Origin of the sequence: Rhodococcus globerulus (genome assembly GCF_019334125.1) — a bacterium.
In the GTDB taxonomy this organism is placed as follows: domain Bacteria; phylum Actinomycetota; class Actinomycetes; order Mycobacteriales; family Mycobacteriaceae; genus Rhodococcus_F; species Rhodococcus_F globerula.
Window position 1 is genome coordinate 6,603,513 of the sequence record NZ_CP079698.1, and the last position, 17,591, is coordinate 6,621,103.

The 17,591-nt window shown below is 60.7% G+C and carries 17 protein-coding genes; 4 read left to right on the top strand and 13 right to left on the bottom strand.

The window, feature by feature from the left end; genetic code table 11:
* The first annotated feature begins 32 nt into the window (after positions 1 to 32).
* Positions 33 to 2,120: an amidohydrolase family protein gene (locus KYT97_RS30180; protein ID WP_219113208.1), complete on the top strand. Its 2,088-nt coding sequence runs from the start codon at positions 33 to 35 to the stop codon at positions 2,118 to 2,120.
* An 82-nt stretch (positions 2,121 to 2,202) separates the two neighbouring features.
* Positions 2,203 to 2,865, top strand: a complete 663-nt coding sequence (locus tag KYT97_RS30185; protein ID WP_219111492.1) for a DUF3239 domain-containing protein — start codon at positions 2,203 to 2,205, stop codon at positions 2,863 to 2,865.
* Between the two features lie 23 nt (positions 2,866 to 2,888).
* On the opposite strand, the gene KYT97_RS30190 is transcribed toward KYT97_RS30185, so the two are convergent.
* The 7 genes from KYT97_RS30190 to KYT97_RS30220 form a co-directional block, all read right to left on the bottom strand.
* Positions 2,889 to 3,875 (bottom strand): LLM class F420-dependent oxidoreductase, encoded by a 987-nt coding sequence (locus KYT97_RS30190; protein ID WP_219111493.1) that lies wholly within the window; start codon positions 3,873 to 3,875, stop codon positions 2,889 to 2,891.
* 9 nt (positions 3,876 to 3,884) lie between these two features.
* Positions 3,885 to 5,120, bottom strand: a complete 1,236-nt coding sequence (locus KYT97_RS30195) for an MFS transporter (RefSeq protein WP_172935734.1) — start codon at positions 5,118 to 5,120, stop codon at positions 3,885 to 3,887.
* Positions 5,117 to 6,463: an LLM class flavin-dependent oxidoreductase gene (locus KYT97_RS30200; RefSeq protein WP_219111494.1), complete on the bottom strand. Its 1,347-nt coding sequence runs from the start codon at positions 6,461 to 6,463 to the stop codon at positions 5,117 to 5,119. Before KYT97_RS30200 ends, KYT97_RS30195 begins: the two co-directional genes overlap by 4 nt.
* A 32-nt stretch (positions 6,464 to 6,495) precedes the next feature.
* Entirely contained in the window at positions 6,496 to 7,374 is an 879-nt protein-coding gene (locus KYT97_RS30205) for an ABC transporter permease (protein ID WP_033234079.1), read from the bottom strand.
* Positions 7,367 to 8,188, bottom strand: a complete 822-nt coding sequence (locus tag KYT97_RS30210; RefSeq protein WP_172935735.1) for an ABC transporter ATP-binding protein — start codon at positions 8,186 to 8,188, stop codon at positions 7,367 to 7,369. The genes KYT97_RS30205 and KYT97_RS30210 overlap by 8 nt, the downstream gene beginning before the upstream one ends.
* Positions 8,185 to 9,264 (bottom strand): ABC transporter substrate-binding protein, encoded by a 1,080-nt coding sequence (locus KYT97_RS30215; protein ID WP_219111495.1) that lies wholly within the window; start codon positions 9,262 to 9,264, stop codon positions 8,185 to 8,187. Before KYT97_RS30215 ends, KYT97_RS30210 begins: the two co-directional genes overlap by 4 nt.
* A gap of 406 nt (positions 9,265 to 9,670) precedes the next feature.
* The gene (locus KYT97_RS30220) at positions 9,671 to 9,880 is read right to left on the bottom strand and encodes a hypothetical protein (protein WP_219111496.1); all 210 of its coding nucleotides are present in this window, start codon (positions 9,878 to 9,880) and stop codon (positions 9,671 to 9,673) included.
* A gap of 308 nt (positions 9,881 to 10,188) precedes the next feature.
* Between KYT97_RS30220 and KYT97_RS30225 the strand changes: the two genes are divergently transcribed.
* The gene (locus KYT97_RS30225; RefSeq protein ID WP_219111497.1) at positions 10,189 to 11,481 is read left to right on the top strand and encodes an AI-2E family transporter; all 1,293 of its coding nucleotides are present in this window, start codon (positions 10,189 to 10,191) and stop codon (positions 11,479 to 11,481) included.
* A complete protein-coding gene (locus KYT97_RS30230) occupies positions 11,478 to 11,966 on the top strand; it encodes a DUF1269 domain-containing protein (RefSeq protein ID WP_141486417.1) in 489 nt (162 codons plus the stop codon). The genes KYT97_RS30225 and KYT97_RS30230 overlap by 4 nt, the downstream gene beginning before the upstream one ends.
* A 19-nt stretch (positions 11,967 to 11,985) precedes the next feature.
* On the opposite strand, the gene KYT97_RS30235 is transcribed toward KYT97_RS30230, so the two are convergent.
* The 6 genes from KYT97_RS30235 to KYT97_RS30260 form a co-directional block, all read right to left on the bottom strand.
* Positions 11,986 to 13,665, bottom strand: coding sequence for an FUSC family protein (locus tag KYT97_RS30235; protein ID WP_219111498.1), 1,680 nt, complete (start codon positions 13,663 to 13,665; stop codon positions 11,986 to 11,988).
* A 34-nt stretch (positions 13,666 to 13,699) separates the two neighbouring features.
* Positions 13,700 to 14,773 carry a sulfate/molybdate ABC transporter ATP-binding protein gene (locus tag KYT97_RS30240; RefSeq protein WP_045068979.1) on the bottom strand — a complete coding sequence of 358 codons (1,074 nt, stop codon included), beginning with the start codon at positions 14,771 to 14,773 and terminating at the stop codon, positions 13,700 to 13,702.
* Complete coding sequence (locus KYT97_RS30245; protein WP_045068977.1) at positions 14,770 to 15,576, bottom strand: ABC transporter permease; 807 nt, start codon at positions 15,574 to 15,576, stop codon at positions 14,770 to 14,772. Before KYT97_RS30245 ends, KYT97_RS30240 begins: the two co-directional genes overlap by 4 nt.
* The gene (gene modA / locus KYT97_RS30250; RefSeq protein WP_425332394.1) at positions 15,576 to 16,382 is read right to left on the bottom strand and encodes a molybdate ABC transporter substrate-binding protein; all 807 of its coding nucleotides are present in this window, start codon (positions 16,380 to 16,382) and stop codon (positions 15,576 to 15,578) included. The genes KYT97_RS30245 and modA overlap by 1 nt, the downstream gene beginning before the upstream one ends.
* Positions 16,379 to 16,792, bottom strand: a complete 414-nt coding sequence (locus KYT97_RS30255; protein WP_033234071.1) for a TOBE domain-containing protein — start codon at positions 16,790 to 16,792, stop codon at positions 16,379 to 16,381. Before KYT97_RS30255 ends, modA begins: the two co-directional genes overlap by 4 nt.
* Positions 16,793 to 16,884: 92 nt before the next feature.
* Complete coding sequence (locus KYT97_RS30260; RefSeq protein ID WP_219111500.1) at positions 16,885 to 17,463, bottom strand: carboxymuconolactone decarboxylase family protein; 579 nt, start codon at positions 17,461 to 17,463, stop codon at positions 16,885 to 16,887.
* Between the last annotated feature and the right edge of the window lie 128 nt (positions 17,464 to 17,591).

The window sequence follows — 17,591 nt, forward strand, 5'->3', positions numbered from 1 at the left end:
TCACACTTGTGCCTATCGGGGAGTCGCGCATGTTGCGCTCGGTTACACGTTCACGCGGTCGTCTCGGCGCCGCAGTTGCGCTTCTGACAGCGTCGCTGCTGTCGGCAATCGGAGTGGTTGCCACCACCGGCGTCAGTTCGGCGACTCCGGTCGCCCCAGGTACAACGGTGTATCAGCTTGCGAACGGCTGCTACGCACTACAGGGTGCCGACAGTGCGTTCGTGAACCGGGACGGAAGCGGCTACCGCAGCGGCGGAACAACCGTCGACGACGCCGAATCATTCAGGCTCCATGCGGCGCAACTCGGCCGGTTCATGTTCTACGGCACCGACGGATCGATGCTTGCCCATGACGGCGCCGGCGGCGTCGTGGCAACGCCAATCGCGACCCCGTCGACGGACTGGACAGTGATGTCGAGCGGCGACACATTTGTTCTCACTGCAACCACAAACGGTCGAGCGTTGGTCAGCCACGATTCCACCCTGTCGCTGACCGAACCCGGCGGCGCACCGGAAGCCGCCTCCTTTGCCCTGATCCCCCGCACCGGATGCGCCGATTTCCCGGAAGCCGAAGTGAACGCTACTGGTACGCCGTCGGAGATAGGCCCGGGCGGCGAGGTCACCGGATTCATCGACACGCACGTGCATATGAACGCGTCCGAGTTCATGGGCGGAAATCTGCACTGCGGTAAGCCTTTTGATCCCCAAGGCGTCACCGCCGCGCTGGTCGACTGCCCGGACCATCAACCCAACGGCATGCCCGCGCTGCTCGAAAACGTTCTCTCCTTCGGTGATCCCTTCGCAACCCACAACACCGCCGGGTGGCCCACTTTCCCCGATTGGCCGGCTCACGATTCCCTGACTCACGAGCAGACCTACTACACGTGGGTGGAACGCGCGTGGCGCGGCGGTTTGCGCATCTTCACCAACCTTCTTGTTGCCAATCGTGTTCTGTGCGAGCTGTATCCGACCAAACGCAATCCGTGCGACGAAATGGAGACGATCCGGATCCAGGCCAAGCAGACTCATGAGATCCAGGATTACGTCGACGCACAATACGGCGGCCCTGGCCGTGGCTGGTTCCGGATCGTAAGCTCTCCGGCCGAAGCCCGGCAGGTGGCGGCCGACGGAAAACTGGCCGTCACGCTGGGTATCGAGGTGTCGGAACCCTTCGGGTGCACACTGCGAAACAATGTGCCGCAGTGCACGACCGAAGACATCGATCGCGGTCTGGACGAACTCTACGATCTGGGTGTCCGGCAGATGATCGTCACGCACAAGTTCGACAATGCCTTAGGTGGCACGCGTTTCGACGGCGGCATCACCGGGGTGGCCGTCAACATCGGTAACTACCTGGGTACCGGTGAGTTCTGGCAGTCCGAACCGTGCACCGGCGTCGCCGAGGACAACGAGCTGCCCACCAAGGTCGACGGTGCCCAGAATCTCCTCGCCGTACTCCCACCCGGCGTGTCGCTTCCGGTGTATCCGGCCGGTGCGCAATGTAATTCACGTGGATTGAGCGCTCTCGGTGAGCACACCATCCGTGGGTTGATGGATCGAGGCATGATCATCGACATCGACCACATGAGCGTCAAGGCAGCGGACGCGACACTCGGTATCCTCGAAACCGCCCAGTACTCCGGCGTTGTGTCGAGCCACAGTTGGAGCGACGAAAGCTTCTACCGGCGGATCTATGCACTCGGTGGATTTGTTGCGCTGTACGCGGGCACACTCGATGCTTCCGACGGTAAGCACGGCGAGACCGGATTCATCGACCAGTGGCGCGAAGCCAGGGAGATGCGAAGCGAAAACTACTACTTCGGATTCGGCTACGGCGCCGACACCAACGGATTCGGTCCCCAGGCCGCGCCGCGCAGTGATGCCGACGCCAATCCTTTGCAGTACCCGTACACCGCCTTCGACGGCACAGTCATGGACAAGCAGCGCGCCGGTGACCGCGTCTTCGACATCAACGTCGACGGTGTGGCTCAGTACGGAATGATCCCCGATTGGATTGCGGACATGCGTATTGCCGCAGGGCCGGATGGAGATCAGATTATCGACGACATGAGCCGCGGCGCGGAGGCCTACCTGCAGATGTGGGAGCGCGCGCGGAAGTAGCTACCCTGGTGGAGTGGCTCCTGGAGTTTTCAGGAGCCCTCGACCGAGTACACCCGCCCGCCACCTGCGAAGGAACACACCAGTGGCTGATTTCCAGTTCACCGTCGACAAGGCTCACGCGAAGTCCGTCAACGACACGTTGGCCGATGTCCGTCGTCTGCAGGTTTCTGCCGTGATCTTCGCCCTCATCCTCGCCGCGCTTGCCGCCTGGCTCATCAGCATGGGTGCGGTGTGGTCCACCATCGCCGGCGCTGTTCTCGCTGTCGGTGCGATCAGCTCGCTGGGTGTGGCCATATGGGCGCCGCGCAAGGTGGGAAGCATCGAAAAGTTGTACAGCGAAAACCCGTTGGTCCCCACGATCGTCTCCGAGATTCACCCTCGCGCCGCGACACTGACCGCGTTGATCGACGTCGCGAAGCCGTCGACGCAAGGACCGCGATACGCGTTGGTCAGCCGAAACGTCCGACTCAACCCTCATTGGAAGGTCGGCGATCGTGTTCCGTCGGTCGCCCTGCGGTCGGACCGCTCCACACGCAGCAAGGACGACGTCTGGCAGATGGTCAACCCGATGCCCATCGAATGGGGCACCAAGGACGCCCGAGTCCTGGCCCGCGCCACCGCAGCGATCAGTGCAAGTGAGTGGAACTTCCTTCAGAGTCGCCTCGCTGACTCGAAGGAAGTTCGCACCCACCCGGAACGCCGCGTCATGATCGAGCCGGCTGACCTGCCCGACAACCTGCGCTAGCAACTGCCGCTGAGGCAACTGCTCTAGCGCAGTGCCGGCAATACCTCACGTTCGAACAACTCGATGCCCGAGGTGTCGTACGCAGCTTCGGGGAAGTAGAAGATCCCGTATTCAAGCCCCTGTGACTTGAGAGCTGACAGGTTTTCGATGATCTGTTCCGGAGTTCCGACTGCGGGCATACCGCGGAACGCGTCCAGCGACGCTTCGGCAGCAGCTTCGCCCACCAGAGGCGTCAGCCGGTCTTTGACTACCCGAAGCCGCTCGGCCACTTCGGCTTCCGTCGATCCGATGGCAACGTTGTAGTTTGCGGAGCGGACGATGGCGTCGAAGTCGGTGCCCACCGTATCGCAGTGCTTCTTCAAGATCTCGGACTTGCGCCCGAATCCTTCGGGTGTGCCGTCGAAGTTGGTGTACTGCGCGTATTTTGCCGCAATCTTCAGGGTGACCTTCTCGCCGCCGCCCGCGATCCACAACGGGATTCCCTTGTCCTGAAGTGGAAGTGGTCGACAGATAGCGCCGTCGACCTGGTAGTACTTGCCATCCAGCGTCGCGCTGCCGGTCGACCACGACTGTCGCATGATCTGGATTCCCTCGTCGAGACGGCCGAGTCGCTCACCGGCAGAAGGGAAACCGTAGCCGTAGGCGCGCCATTCCTGCTCGTACCAGCCGGCGCCGATACCCATTTCGACACGACCTCCACTGATCAGGTCGGTGGTGGCCGCAATTTTTGCGAGATAGGCCGGGTTGCGGTAGCTGATGGCGGTACACATCTGGCCCAACCGGATACTCGACGTCGACGCGGCAAGGGCCGACATGAGGGTCCATGCCTCGTGCGTTGCTTCCTCCGTCGGCGCAGGAACCGTATGAAAGTGGTCGTACACCCACGCCGACTCCCACGGTCCCGCTTCCGCCCGCAACGTGAAGTCACGCATCACCTCCCACTGCTGTGCAGGGTCGATGCCAACCAGGTCCAGGCGCCAGCCTTGAGGAACAAAGAGTCCGAATCGCATCATGCGAGCCTACCCAGACCGTCCGCGATCCGCCTGCGCCGCCACGGACGGCGAATAGCGCGGAATATATCGATGCATCACCGCTGCGCCGGCAAAGGACGTCGCTCCCAGAACCGCAAAGGCCCAACCGAGTGGAACTGCAGCAGCAAGCACACCAATCGCAAGAGGTCCACCGAACATCCCCGTGTCATGGGTCAGGCGCCAGGCTGCGAGAAACTCGGCCCGCTCGTCCGGTGGAGCGATATCCGCACCCAACGTCATGATGACTCCGTTGCCCAACCCGTTGCCGATGCCCATGACAACGGCAACCGCGGTCAATCCCAATGCTCCTGTCGACAGCGGCAGCAGAAGATACGACACTCCGATCACAGTGAGCGACGGGACCGCCACCAATCTTCTGCCGTAGCGGTCCATGATGTGCCCGGCCGGATACGAGCACAGGAGATCCACTGCCGCGCCCACACCGAAGATCACACTGACCTGGGCAGCGTCCAACCCGAGATGCAATGCCCACAGTGGAAGTACCGCTTCCCTCGACGCCCGAGCGGCGCCCATCAGGACAGATCCGATGCCCAGTGTCGACAGCGGTGCGCGATGTCGACCGAGAATGTCGGTCAACGTGACGAGTCGGTGTGCGCCGCCGCTCGCGTCGACCGTGCGCGGTGGATCGGAAACGCGTGCCATCAGAGCCCCGGCGAGTACAACACCGACCAACTGAACCAGGAAACCGCCGCGGGTGCCCATCATCAGAATCACCCCGGCGCCGATCAGTGGTCCGAGAAAGAATCCCAGACGCCACATCGCCGCGAACGACGACATCGCCCGGGCTCGCAAGCTCAGCGGAACCGTCTCAGCGAGGTAACTCTGCCGAGCCAGGCCCCACACCGCATTTGCCAGTCCGGTCAGCAGGGCTCCGATTCCCAGTACCCAGGGAGTCGCGGCGAACAGGCAGATCACCACTCCTGTTGCACCGAGAGCACTTCCGCCGATGATGGACCGACGCTCGCCGAAACGCGAGACTATCCGGCCGGCCGGTAGATCACCGAGAACAGCGCCCAATCCGCCGAGCGCAACGATCAGTCCCGCAACGGTGATCGACGCCCCGAGGTCCCGGGCGGTCACAGCCATGATCGGCGCCGCCGCGCCCTGGCCGATTCCGAAAATCGCAGCCGGGACAAAAACCGTTGTCACCAACGGCTTCAGCGCGCCTACTCCTGGCTGCGCTCGGGGAACTGTTTCCGTCACGCGCTCACTTCTACGGCCACCGTAGCCCGCGAGCGCTTACCGACCGACTCCGCAAGCCCGTAGTGGCCACGCAACGTGGATTCGGTGTACTCCGTACGGAAAAGCCTCCGGGACTGCAGAATCGGCACAACCCGATCGACAAATATCTCGAGCCCACCCGGCAGGTACGGCGGCATGATATTGAAACCGTCGGCTGCACCTTTGTCGAACCATTCCGTCAACTCGTCGGCAACCTGCTCCGCCGTCCCGGCAAAAGTGCGGTGTCCCCGCCCACCGCCAAGTTTGCCGATCAGCTCACGGACCGTGAGCTTTTCGGTCTCAGCCAAGTCCTTGACCAATTGGTATCGGCTCTTGTTGCCCTGGATGTGATCAAGATCGGGCAACGGCGGAAGAGGTGCGTCGAGCGAGTGCTCCGTGAGGTCGACGCCCACCATGTTCGAGAGTTGACGCAACGAGTACTCCGGCGAGATCAGATCGGTGAACGACTGCTCGAGCGCTTTTGCTTCGTCTTCCGTGTCTGCGATGAAGGGAACGATTCCCGGCAGCACTTTGAGGTCGTCCGGGTTGCGGCCGTACCTGATCAATCGGGATTTGAGGTCGGAGTAGAAGTCTTGGCCCTGTTCGAGTGTTCGCTGCGCAGTGAAGACGGCTTCGGCATATCGCGCCGCGAAATCTTTACCACTTTCGGAGGATCCAGCTTGCACCAGTAGTGGCCGGCCCTGCGGCGATCGCGGCGAATTGAGCGGCCCGGCCACCGAGAATCGTGGACCGTCGTGGTCGATGCGGTGTACTCGGTCCGGGTCGGCAAACACGCCGGTCTCCTCGTCCAGGAGGATTGCGCCCTCTTCCCAGCTGTCCCAGAGGTCAAGCGTCACATCGACAAACTCTTCGGCCCGCTCGTAACGGTCACTGTGCGCCGGCACTGCACCCAGTCCGAAGTTTGCGGCTTCATCGGCGCCGGCCGACGTCACGATGTTCCACCCGCCGCGGCCACCGCTGATGTGATCGAGCGAAGCGAACTTCCGCGCGAGAGTGTACGGATCGCCGTAACTGGTCGAAGCCGTGGCGATCAGGCCAACCTTGTCTGTCGCTGCCGCTATCGCCGACAGCAAGGTGACCGGCTCGAAAATCGCCTGGGTATTGTGCTTGACGCGCGGACCGACGGCCAAACCGTCGGCAAAGAACACCGAGTCGAGCTTCCCGCGTTCCGCGATGCGGCCCAGATTCTGGAAATGCTTGACATCCAACAAGTTAGCCGCATCAGTATTCGGATGACGCCACGCTGCTTCGTGGTGGCCGACGCCCATGAGAAATGCGTTCAGGTGAAACTGTCGTTCGGACATGATAAAAGAACGTTCCTTCCGATGAGTGAGTATCAGGTGGCGGGACGCCAGCGTGAGAGCCGGCGTTCGATCAGCACCAGGACACCGTTGAGACTAAGACCGAGCAAGGAGATTGCGATGATGCCCGCATACATGTTGGGAATCTGGAAATTCAACTGGGAAGCGGTGATCAGATATCCGAGACCAGCTTTGGCTCCGACCATCTCGGCTGCAATCAGCACGAGGATCGACGACGCGGCCGACATCCGAATCCCGGTGAAGATCGTAGGAACCGCGGCCGGGAGGACAACCTTCTGGAACAGCCTGATCGGGGAAAACCCGAGTGATACAGCGGATTTGACGAGCAAAGGATCAACACTGCGCACTCCGGAGATCGTATTGAGCAGGATCGGGAAGGTGCAGGCATAGATCACCAGCGCGATCTTCGACTCTTCACCGATTCCGAGTATCAGCACGAATACGGGCAGTAGCGCCAAAGCCGCTGTGTTGCGGAACAGTTCGAGGATCGGGTTGAGGAAGTCCGAAACGGGGCGGTACCACGCAATCGCGATACCCAACGGAACCGCGACCACTACTGCCACAAAAAATCCGGTCAAGGCACGAGACAAGCTTGCGGTGACGTGTTCTTGCAGTTGGCCGTTACCGACCAGAGTGAAGAACGCCGACACCACTTCACTGAACGGTGGGAGAAAAACCCTGTCCACCAACCCGAAGCGTGGTGCTAATTCCCAGATTCCGAGTAGCACAGCAATGGCAATCGAAGGCTTTGTGATGCGCCATGCCGTCGATCGCACGTAACGTGCTGCGGCGCCGACCTGATCGGCCGACTTTCGGGTCACAGAGCCGACCCTCCGCTCTGATGTCGGTTCCGGCGCGGTAACCAATTCCGGGATTGCCAGTGCGCTAGACATTCGCGGCCTCCTTCGTCGGATCGAGCTCATCGGTCCGCGCACGTTCCACTTCACCGTGCAGAAGGGTCCAGATCTGGTGCCGGAAATCGCGGAATTGCTCACCGGAGCGCACATCCGCGGCGGTCCGATCGATGTCGATATCGACGATCGTCTTCACCCGGCCAGGCCGGGACGTCAAGACGGCCACGCGTTGTCCGAGATAGATGGCCTCGTCGATACCGTGAGTGATGAACAGAATCGTCTTGCCTGTCGCTTTCCAGATCCGGAGCAACTCGCCCTGCAACGATTCCCTCGTCTGTGCGTCCAATGCCGCAAACGGCTCGTCCATCAGCAACACTTCCGGGTCGAAGGCAAGGCTGCGAGCGATGGCGACCCGCTGCTTCATACCGCCGGACAGCTCGTGGGGGTACCGATCGGCGAAGCCCTCCAAGCCGACCAACTCGAGGTAATGATCGGCAAGTTCGCGTCGTGTGCTCTTCTTGACGCCCTTGGCCTCCAATCCGAACTCGATGTTGTGACGAGCAGTGCGCCACGGCAGCAGAGCATACTGTTGGAAGACAATTCCGCGATCCAGCCCCGGACCGGTGATCTGCTTGCCGTCCAAAAGGATTCGGCCTGATGTCGGAGAACTGAGCCCGCCGAGCAGATCGAGCAGAGTGGACTTGCCGCAGCCGCTGGGGCCGACGAGGACCAGAAACTCGCCCGGTGCCACGTCGATGTTGATGCCCTCGACCGCCGTGAATTTTTCACTCGTCCCGCGAATGTCGAATTCCTTGGTGACGTCCTCTAGCCGAAGTTTCGGTTGAGTGCTCATTTTCCGACCTCCAATGCCTGTCCGTCAGCGCCACTTTCGGGTGTGTACGTCCCGTTGGCGTACGGGTTGAATGTGTTGGTATAGATGTCCGCCGGAGTCAGTTTCCCTTCCTCCAATTCACCGTTGCGGGTCAACCAGTCGATCCAGGTACTGATCTCGACGTCCTCAATCACTCCACCGGGTCCGGCGACTCCCGGGCTCTTCCAGTAGCTGATCAGCTTCGTGTCTTCGTTGCGTCCCCGAGAGTTGATGATCGAGGTAAATTTGGCGACTACTTCATCGCGCGAGTGCGTCTGCGTCCAACGAATGGCGCGTGCTGTTCCCTGCACGAAGTCAGCGACTGCATCTTTGTTCTGCGCGATGTAGTCGTCGCGGAATACCAACGTGCCGTAGGTGAACGATCCGAACAGCGATTCGTCCGTGAAAAGCTCACGCAGACCTCCACGTTCGAGAGCCGAATCTCGGAAGACCGATCCGAGGGTTGCGACGTCGATCTGACCCTGGCGTAGTGCCTGTTCCGTGTTGACCGGCGGAACAACGATCAGTTCCACCTGGTTGATCTCGTCCGGCGTAAGACCTTCCCGCGCAAGCCATTCACGGACGACAAACTCGTGGTGCGCCCCGAGGGTGTTCATTCCGACCTTCTTGCCGATCAGGTCCTTTGCCGATGTGATCGGACTACCGTCAAGTACGTAGTACCCATTGAAACTCTGCTTGTCCGAGCCGTAGTAACCGATGACCGAAGTGATCGGAGATCCGGCAGCAGCCAACTTCACGATGGCTCCGTTGAAGGCTCCGCCGAAGTCGGTCTGACCGGTGGCTGCATTCTGGATACTCTGCGGACCACTGGTGGTGTCGCCGATCCAGTCGAGTTGCACGTCGTTGAAATACCCGAGGTCGGCGGCAAGTTCCGGGAACAATACCTGACCTGCACTCCCCTCGTAGCGAAGGACGGTCTTACCGTCAGCGGTCTTGACCACTTCGTCGGAGGAACCTGAGCATGCGACGGCGAGGCCGACTAGAGAGACAAGTGCGAGGGCCGCGGCGACAGAGCGCGCGAAACGGGGGCGAATCATGAAGGTGCTTCCTGTAGAAGATGATTTGTGCCGTGATCGGCTACATCGGCCCTCGGCTATACCGAAACGTCATGTCCTGCAGAGAGCGCTCGACGGGTGAAGTTCACGCAGCGTCGTACGATGTGCTCTGCGGAGGCAGATGCGGGTGGTTGTCGGTTCAGCGACAACAGCGACAGGACGAGAACACGTGGGACTCCAAACGTGGAAGGCAGTACCTTGGCTGGTAATACCGTCGAAGGCAGTACCTTTGTAGGCAGTGCCGACACCATATGTCGGCGCCCCCTACGTGGGTCAACGATTTATTCACACCGGATTTTAATGTGTGAAGACCACCGAAACGGGACATGTAGTCCGCTGTTCGGTCAGCTCGATCGGCACTGCAAGTAGCTATCGGGCTGCATCATTCTCAAACACTGAATCCACCGAGCATTCCGACAGCCGCAAGTGTTGCCAGGGCGGCAACAAAGATTACCGAGTAAAATACTCGGCCGTCGAGGATAAGTGCTGGTTCGCCTAGTTCGTACCTACGTTCCGCTGAATCATCGTCAAAGTCTGAATCATCGTCAAAGTCTGAATCATCATCAAAGTCTTCGGTGTTCGAGGATTCTTCGCCCACGGTTTCCACCCGAAAATGCCGAGATCGTTCTAGATCGCTTCGCCGATGGCCGCAACGAACAAAAGTGAAGTCGCCGCCGTAGTAACGATCGCAAAGCCTTGCCGGACAGCATGGTTGGCTGGAGATGTCTCTGCACTTGTCATGATGTCTCCTTCTGCGCAACATCGTGGTGCGATCAGTATCGGAAGAATCCGGTCTTCTGGCATCACCCCGAAAGGATGAGCGCTCATCTATTCCGGGTGATGACAGCAAACAACTTCCGGTGCAATTCTTTTCCGGACACCATCGCGATTCGTTCGGAGGAGACCATGACGCAAGAACTCGAATCGGCCGAAGGTGCGCCAGTCCCATCACAGTGGTTGTTGCCGCGCGGCCTCATCGTGTTGCTCGGGCTGACCGGACTAGTTGTCACTGTCGCAGGTACAAAAGCATTCTCCAGTATCCTCGGGCCGGTCTTTCTGGCCCTGATGCTGACCGTCGCCGTTCATCCCGTACCTGATTGGCTGCAGCGGAAGGGATTACCCCGATGGCTTGCGACCCTTACTGCTCTGGTTGCGGTGTACACCATTCTCAACACTCTGGTCTTCTTTCTCATCTATTCCGTCGCGAGATTGGGAACACTGCTCCCTGCCTACGAGGAGCAGTTCGATCAACTTCTCGCGGACGCCAAAAGCCGGCTCGTCAATCTGGGGATCGGGTCGGATCAGATTCACAACATGCTGTCCTCGGTGGATTCGGGAGCTATCACCCGTGTGCTGACAGGGCTTTTGGAAGATACGCTCGGACTGCTGTCGAATCTTGTGTTTCTTGTCGTGTTGCTGCTGTTCATGGCGATCGACGGCAGCGGTTACTCGCAGCGGATGCAGGTGCTCGTGAGATCGCGCCCGGACATCGCCGGAGCGTTCACGTCGTTCTCGTCGGGAACACGAAAATATCTTGTCGTATCAACAGTTTTCGGCGCTATTGTCGCCGTACTCGATACTGGGCTTCTGTGGGCGCTCGGGATACCACTCCCCATCCTGTGGGGCGTGCTCTCCTTCATCACGAACTACATCCCGAACATCGGATTTGTCCTCGGCCTCGTCCCACCCGCGCTACTTGCCCTCCTCGACGGCGGTGTCGGTCCGATGCTGACGGTCATCGTTCTCTACAGTGTTGTGAACGTGATCATCCAATCGGTGATCCAACCCAAATTCGTCGGCGACGCAGTCGGACTCTCGGTCACGTTGACATTCCTGTCGCTGGTCTTCTGGTCATGGGTCCTCGGCCCACTGGGCGCAATTCTCGCAATCCCGTTGACATTGATGGCCAAAGCGTTCCTGGTCGACATCGACCCCTCGACCCGCTGGGCCGACGTTCTGCTGAACGAATCTGACCCCACCAGTACAACGGTCGCATCGGAAACCGAGCCAGGTACTGGAGTGTGCCGCTGCGATCCTGATTCCTCACTGGGCACCGGATCATCCGTGCCGGGTGATGTGTTCGGGAGAGTCGAAATCGAGGATGGATCGGTATCGAAACGCAAGACACCGCTCACCGGAACCGCATCTCTACCGTCAACTTCGGGGAAAATCTCGGCAGATAAAGGAGTAAATGAATGAGTGCAACCTTGACGGTGTGGAAGTTCCCGACGCCCTCGGGCGCGGATACCGCGATCACCACACTCGAAGACCTTCAGAGACAGGAACTGATCAAGGTTCGCGACGCAGCGCTTGTGTCGTGGCCCGAAGGGGCAAATAAGCCCAAGACTCGCCAGCTCAACAACGTCACCGGTGCCGGCGCACTCGGAGGCGCATTCTGGGGACTGCTATTCGGGTTGCTCTTCTTCATCCCGCTGCTCGGAGCTGCGCTCGGAGCCGGGATCGGCGCGCTCGCGGGGTCTTTGACAGATGTGGGGATCGACGACGAATTCATAGCCGGCGTCCGCAAGAATGTCACCCCCGGAACATCGGCACTGTTCGTACTGACCTCGGACGCCATCATCGACCGAGTACATGAGGCATTCGACGGTCAGTCCGGTGAACTGGTGTCGACCAACCTCAGCCATGAGCAGGAACAGCAACTACGGAACGTGTTCGCCGAGTAGAGCTGACAGTGAAAGCCGGTCAACTCGATCGGCACGCCGCGTAGCGTCGTTCCCAGTTCTCGAGGTGCGAGCGCGACACCGTGGTGCCGAACGACAACCGGTGCAGCACATCGGATCCAAGGTGATGCAACTCGGTGTGCGCTGCCCACTTCAGTGTCGCCCAGTCCGGTTCGTTGTGCGCTGCATCGATTCCTGCCATGGCGGCGCCGCGAAGTTCGAACTCCAGATCGCGACACAATTCTGCACTCGGCGCACGCTGTGCCACCCGAATGTCGGTGAGCAGCACGCCGAGCAGTCGCGCCACGCGCCCGTCGACCCACTCCAAAGTTCGGCGATGAGCACGGCGGCCCACAGTCCACAGCACGATCAGTGCGACCACAACGCCGACTGCTGTTTCGATCATTCGACTCAGGACCAGATGCTGCACGGTGCCGTGTGCGCCACCGGCGGCACCCAGAAGGATCGCCATCGGCGTGATGAAGATGACGGCGACTCCGTAATTGCGCACCAGGAACAGCTCGATTCCCAACTGCAGCACAGCAAGTACCGCCACCATGGCAAGGCCGGTCGGGCTCCACAGATACACCCCGCCGAGCACCAGTAACCCGAGAACGGTCCCGCCGATCCGGTGAATCCCCCGATAGGTTCCCAGAATTCGATCCGGCCCCTGGTGGAGAACCATCGCGGCTGCGATCACTGCCCAATCCGGTCGGTCGATTCCGAGAAGAACCGTCAGGCTTCCCGCTGCGATGCAGGCCAGAAGTAGCCGGATTGCAGTGATCGTCGCTCGACTGGACGGATTGCAGGCCCGCAGAAATCTGTACCGGATCGTCGGGTCGGGCAAAGGCGGATACACACCTACCTCGTCGATGTCGAAAGCTGCGTCCGCCATCAACTCCGGGTCGTGATCGTCGGCCAGTGCTCGCGCCATCCGCATCTGCGCGCGCTCCAGCTCACGAGTGAGCGGATGATCGGTACCGACAATCTTTCCGCGGTACAGGCATTGCCATGCATCCTGAAGTCGCAGCGCGGCAGCGTGACGGTTCGCTTGATCTGTCGCCGCCACGTATTCGTCGACGGCCGACACGGCCGCGTCGACGGCAGCGTGTTCCACCGCTCTCGGCGCCCACAGTATCCCCGTCATGGATACGAGTAGTGCGCTCGCTCCGCCTACGGCCGTCCACAGAGCAACCTCTGTCGGCGGTTGTCCCGGAGTGGCGATCACCGAACTGATCTCTGTCGTCAACAAGAGGAAGAACGCTCCTGGTGGCCCCAATCGCAACGCGTCAACGGTGAACGCACAGGTCGACACCACGACTGCCATGACCAGAATGACGAGTATCAGGAGAGCCTCGGGGGCGCCTTCGGAAATAGCCCGGTGGATCGGTTCGCCCACCGATGCGCCGATGAAGGAGAGAACCGTCAAGGCCAACGCGGCAATGCCGACGACTTTCCACCGGCTCCGGTATGGCCGGCCTTCACCGTAAATCGAGGCGAAGGCTCCCAGCCCGACGAGAAGTGACGCAGAGCCGTATCCGAGAAGCGTCGCGATTGTCGCCGGAATCGCGAGGGCGAGCGCCACCCGAACGGCTCCTGGAAATCGGTTTCCCACCGGCGGCAATCCGAACAACACACTCCGCGCAGGCCGTGGTGCGGGAACAACGGCAGGCTCCCCTGGTGGTGCGTCTTCGGGGTTCACTACCCATCCTTCGAGCCGAATAACGTGTGAGACGTTACTGAGCGTAGATCAGCGTCTCTGTCGCTTTGACAACGAAGGTCACCGTCGCGCCCGGAACGAGATCGAGCTCGGCCGCCGCTGCTGTCGTGATGTCGGCCGAAAGTCCCGGCTGTCCCTCGTCATCCTCGGCGCGTACCCGAACCGTCGAGCCTCGATTCTCGATCTCGGCAACAGTGACGTCGAACGCGTTGCGAGGGCTTCCGTGCGGCGGATGGAGATACACCGACACAGCACTGGGTTCGAACATCGAAACTGCTGGGCTACCAACTGGCACAGCCACTTCGGCAAGGCCGGCGATGGCGGTACCACCAGGAGTTCGGATCGCGCAGTCCTCGATCATGACGCCACTACGCAGATTGATTCCGGCAATCCTGGCGGCAAACGTACTACGAGGACGCGTCAGAACCGTCCGGACATCTCCACGTTCGACGACGCGTCCACCATCCATAACCACGACGCTATCCGCGAGCGCCAAGGCATCAAGCGCATCATGAGTCACCAGAACGGCTGTGCGGTTACCGGTTCGCAGCACTCGTCGCAGCAAGGAACGCAGCGCCGGGGCCGACGATACGTCGAGTGCTGACATCGGTTCGTCGAGGAGCAGTAGTTCAGGCTCAGCCGCCAGTGCTCGCGCCACTGCAACACGTTGTGCCTGTCCCCCGGACAGCTGCGACGGTTTCCGATCCGCCAACTCGCCGGCGTCGACGGCGCCGAGCCAGTGGCGGGCCGCCTGCGCGGATTCACGACGAGACCGCCCGGCACTGCGCGGTGCAAACGCGACGTTGTCCATGGCACTGAGATGAGGAAAGAGCAGTGCGTCCTGAGCGAGCAGGACCGTCCCACGTTTATGCGGAGACACGCAGACTCCGGCAGCGGTATCGGTCAGCACCCGTCCATTGAGTTCGATTCGCCCACGATTCGGATGATGCAGTCCCGCAACAGCAGCCAGCACCGTCGATTTTCCGGCGCCGTTCGGACCGAGTATCGCTGTCACCTCACCGGCGGCAACGTCGAACGAGGCGATCACGTCGCGTTCGGGGATTTCGACATCCACGTGCAGGCCGCTCACAGTGATCCCGCCGATCCGCGCCCACGGACGGCGACGACGATGACCACGGCAACAACAACCAGAACCAGCGAAAGTGCCACGGCAGCATCGGGATCGCTCTCACGTTGCAGGTAGATCTCCAGCGGCAAGGTGCGGGTGACTCCTTGTAGGCTGCCGGCAAACGTCAGCGTCGCACCGAACTCCCCCAACGCGCGCGCAAAGGCGAGTACGGCTCCCGAAACCAGGCCGGGAATCACCAGAGGCAGAGTGACGCGTCGTAGCACCGTGGTCGGCCTGGCTCCGAGCGTTGATGCCACGGCCTCGTAACGAGTGCCTGCCGTCCGCAGTGCCCCTTCGAGACTGACCACCAGAAACGGCAGCGCGACAAACGTTTGTGCCAGAACAACGGCGGTCGTGGAGAATGCGATCTGAATTCCGAGCACTTCCAACTGCTCCCCGATCAGCCCTTTGCGGCCGAACGTGTAGAGCAGCGCGATTCCGCCCACGACCGGAGGCAGGACCAGCGGCAGCAAGATCAGTGACCGCAGTACCGACAGTCCGCGGAAACTGCTGCGCGCCAGCACCACAGCCATCGGTACCCCGAAGAGAATGCAGAGCACTGTGCTCATCGCCGCGGTCTTCAGGCTCAGCTTCAGAGCCGCTATCGACGACTCCGAGGTCACGAGTTGCCAGAACTGCGACCATTGCACCGTCTGCAGCATCGCGAGCAACGGAACTATCACGAAGGCCCCGCCGATCACGGCAGGGAGATAAATCCATACCGGCAGCCCGAGCGGAGCACGGACTGCCGGTCTGATTCGCATCACGGAGCGGCAAATCCTGCATTCGTCAGAACAGCCAGACCCTTCGGGCCACTCACGAGATCAACGAACTTGGTCGCGGTGGTGAGGTTCTTCGAATCCTTCAGTGCTGCAACCTGGTACAGGTTGACAACGGAAGCGGCCTCGGGGAAGGCGATGGTCTCGACCTTGTCGCCCGCCGACTTCGCGTCTGTTACGTACACGATGCCGGCATCTGCCTGACCTGAGGTGACTTTGTTCAGCACGTCGGTTACCGAGGACTCCTCACTGACCGGCTTCAGGCTTTCACCGCTCGCTTCTTCGACCTTCTTTGTGGCAGCCCCGCAGGGAACCTGGGGAGCACAGATCACCAATTGTGTTCCCTCCTCGGCCAAATCGGCGAACGAGATGATTCCCTTCGGGTTACCTGGCGGCACCACGATCGTGAGGGTATTGCTCGCAAAGTCGGAGGGCGTACCTGCAACAACTCCAGCGTCGGTGGCCTTCTTCATGTTTGCCGCATCAGCCGACGCAAACACATCCGCGGGAGCGCCCTGGATGATCTGCGCAACCAGATCCGACGAACCAGCGAAACTGAAAGTAACTGTAGTTCCGGGGTTTTCGGCCTCGAATTCCTTGCCGAGTTCGGTAAATGTGTTCTTCAGCGATGCCGCCGCAAAAACGGTAATGTCGCCGGTCACGGTTGCCGAAGTACTGGCAGCCGCCGTCGAAGGTGACGAGCTGTCCGAGCTACTGCAACCGCTCACCAGAGCAAGCGAGAGAACACCTGAGGCAACTATTCCGAGCGCTTTTTTCACTGATTTCCTCACTGCGTTTTCAACGTTGACGGGGTTTCCACGATCACGGTTGTGGCTTTGACTACGGCAACCGCGATGCTGCCGACTTCCAATCCCAATTCACGAACGGCGTCGGTGCTCATCAGCGAGACCACGGTGAACGGACCGCACTGCATTTCGACCTGCGCCATCACCGTGTCGGTGACAACCTTGGTCACGAGGCCGGCAAACCGGTTGCGGGCCGACGTCCCGGTACTTAGCGGATCCACGGGAGCGGGAGCCGCGTTGGATCGCGCAAACGCAGCCAGTTCGGCGCCGTCGATCACCTTGCGACCCGAATCGTCGGTTGCCGCGCTCAGCTGCCCGCTGTCGATCCATCGACGCACGGTGTCGTCACTGACACCCAGTAGCCCGGCCGCTTCGCGTATTCGTATGTTGGGCACCTCATGATCGTAGGGCTCGCAGCAGCCCTAAACAAGCCAAAATGTCCGCAAGTGCGTTAAAGATAGATCAATTCATCCGCTCTTGCGGAGTTCTACTCTTGAGACCACGGAACTCGGCAGGAGTCGGTACCGAATCCCTGTTCCGTGATTCCCAACGCGGAATACATTCGCGAGCGCATGTTCTCCAGCCCGATCTGATAGGTCAGCTCCACCACCCCTGCCCTACCGAACCGACGCTCGAGGTCCGCAACCTGCTCGTCGGTCACTCCGTGCTCACCGTGTGGGTCGCCTGTCATCGCGTCCGCGTACGCGATGGCTGCTCGCTCGTCCTCGCTGTAGAGCGGCGAGTCTCGATAATGCTCAATCGCTTTCAAACGCTCGACGTCAAGGCCGTCCAGACGCGCGAGCATCGTGCCGAAGTCGACGCACCACGAACAGCCCACGGTAGAAGCGACTAGGTAGACCGCCAACTCCCGGACACTCACCGGCAGAACTTTGGACGCTTTCTGCACTGCCATTTCATGCCCGGCGGCCGCCAGAAACAGCTTCTTGTGGTTCGCGAGCACGGCAAACGGTTCAGGGACCTCGTCGAACTGCCGGGCGGCGAACTTGTACGCCACTTTGATCAGTGGTCCGCCGTCACCGGGCGCCACTGCGGGTATGCGGGGCATGACAACCTCCGTAAGTCTGCGGCACCACAATCGGTGCCACTTACAGAGTGGAACGAACGCGGGGTTCTAAACGTGCTGAACCGAGCCTTGACAGCAATGTGAAGATGCATCTGCCGCCGACTAAGCTG

Coding starts and splice junctions, on each gene's coding strand:
- KYT97_RS30190 (WP_219111493.1), bottom strand. CDS start 3,875: ATGCGATTCGGACTCTTTGTTCCTCAAGGCTGGCGCCTGGACCTGGTT.
- KYT97_RS30200 (WP_219111494.1), bottom strand. CDS start 6,463: ATGTCCGAACGACAGTTTCACCTGAACGCATTTCTCATGGGCGTCGGC.
- KYT97_RS30205 (WP_033234079.1), bottom strand. CDS start 7,374: ATGTCTAGCGCACTGGCAATCCCGGAATTGGTTACCGCGCCGGAACCG.
- KYT97_RS30210 (WP_172935735.1), bottom strand. CDS start 8,188: ATGAGCACTCAACCGAAACTTCGGCTAGAGGACGTCACCAAGGAATTC.
- KYT97_RS30215 (WP_219111495.1), bottom strand. CDS start 9,264: ATGATTCGCCCCCGTTTCGCGCGCTCTGTCGCCGCGGCCCTCGCACTT.
- KYT97_RS30225 (WP_219111497.1), top strand. CDS start 10,189: ATGACGCAAGAACTCGAATCGGCCGAAGGTGCGCCAGTCCCATCACAG.
- KYT97_RS30230 (WP_141486417.1), top strand. CDS start 11,478: ATGAGTGCAACCTTGACGGTGTGGAAGTTCCCGACGCCCTCGGGCGCG.
- KYT97_RS30245 (WP_045068977.1), bottom strand. CDS start 15,576: ATGCGAATCAGACCGGCAGTCCGTGCTCCGCTCGGGCTGCCGGTATGG.
- KYT97_RS30260 (WP_219111500.1), bottom strand. CDS start 17,463: ATGCCCCGCATACCCGCAGTGGCGCCCGGTGACGGCGGACCACTGATC.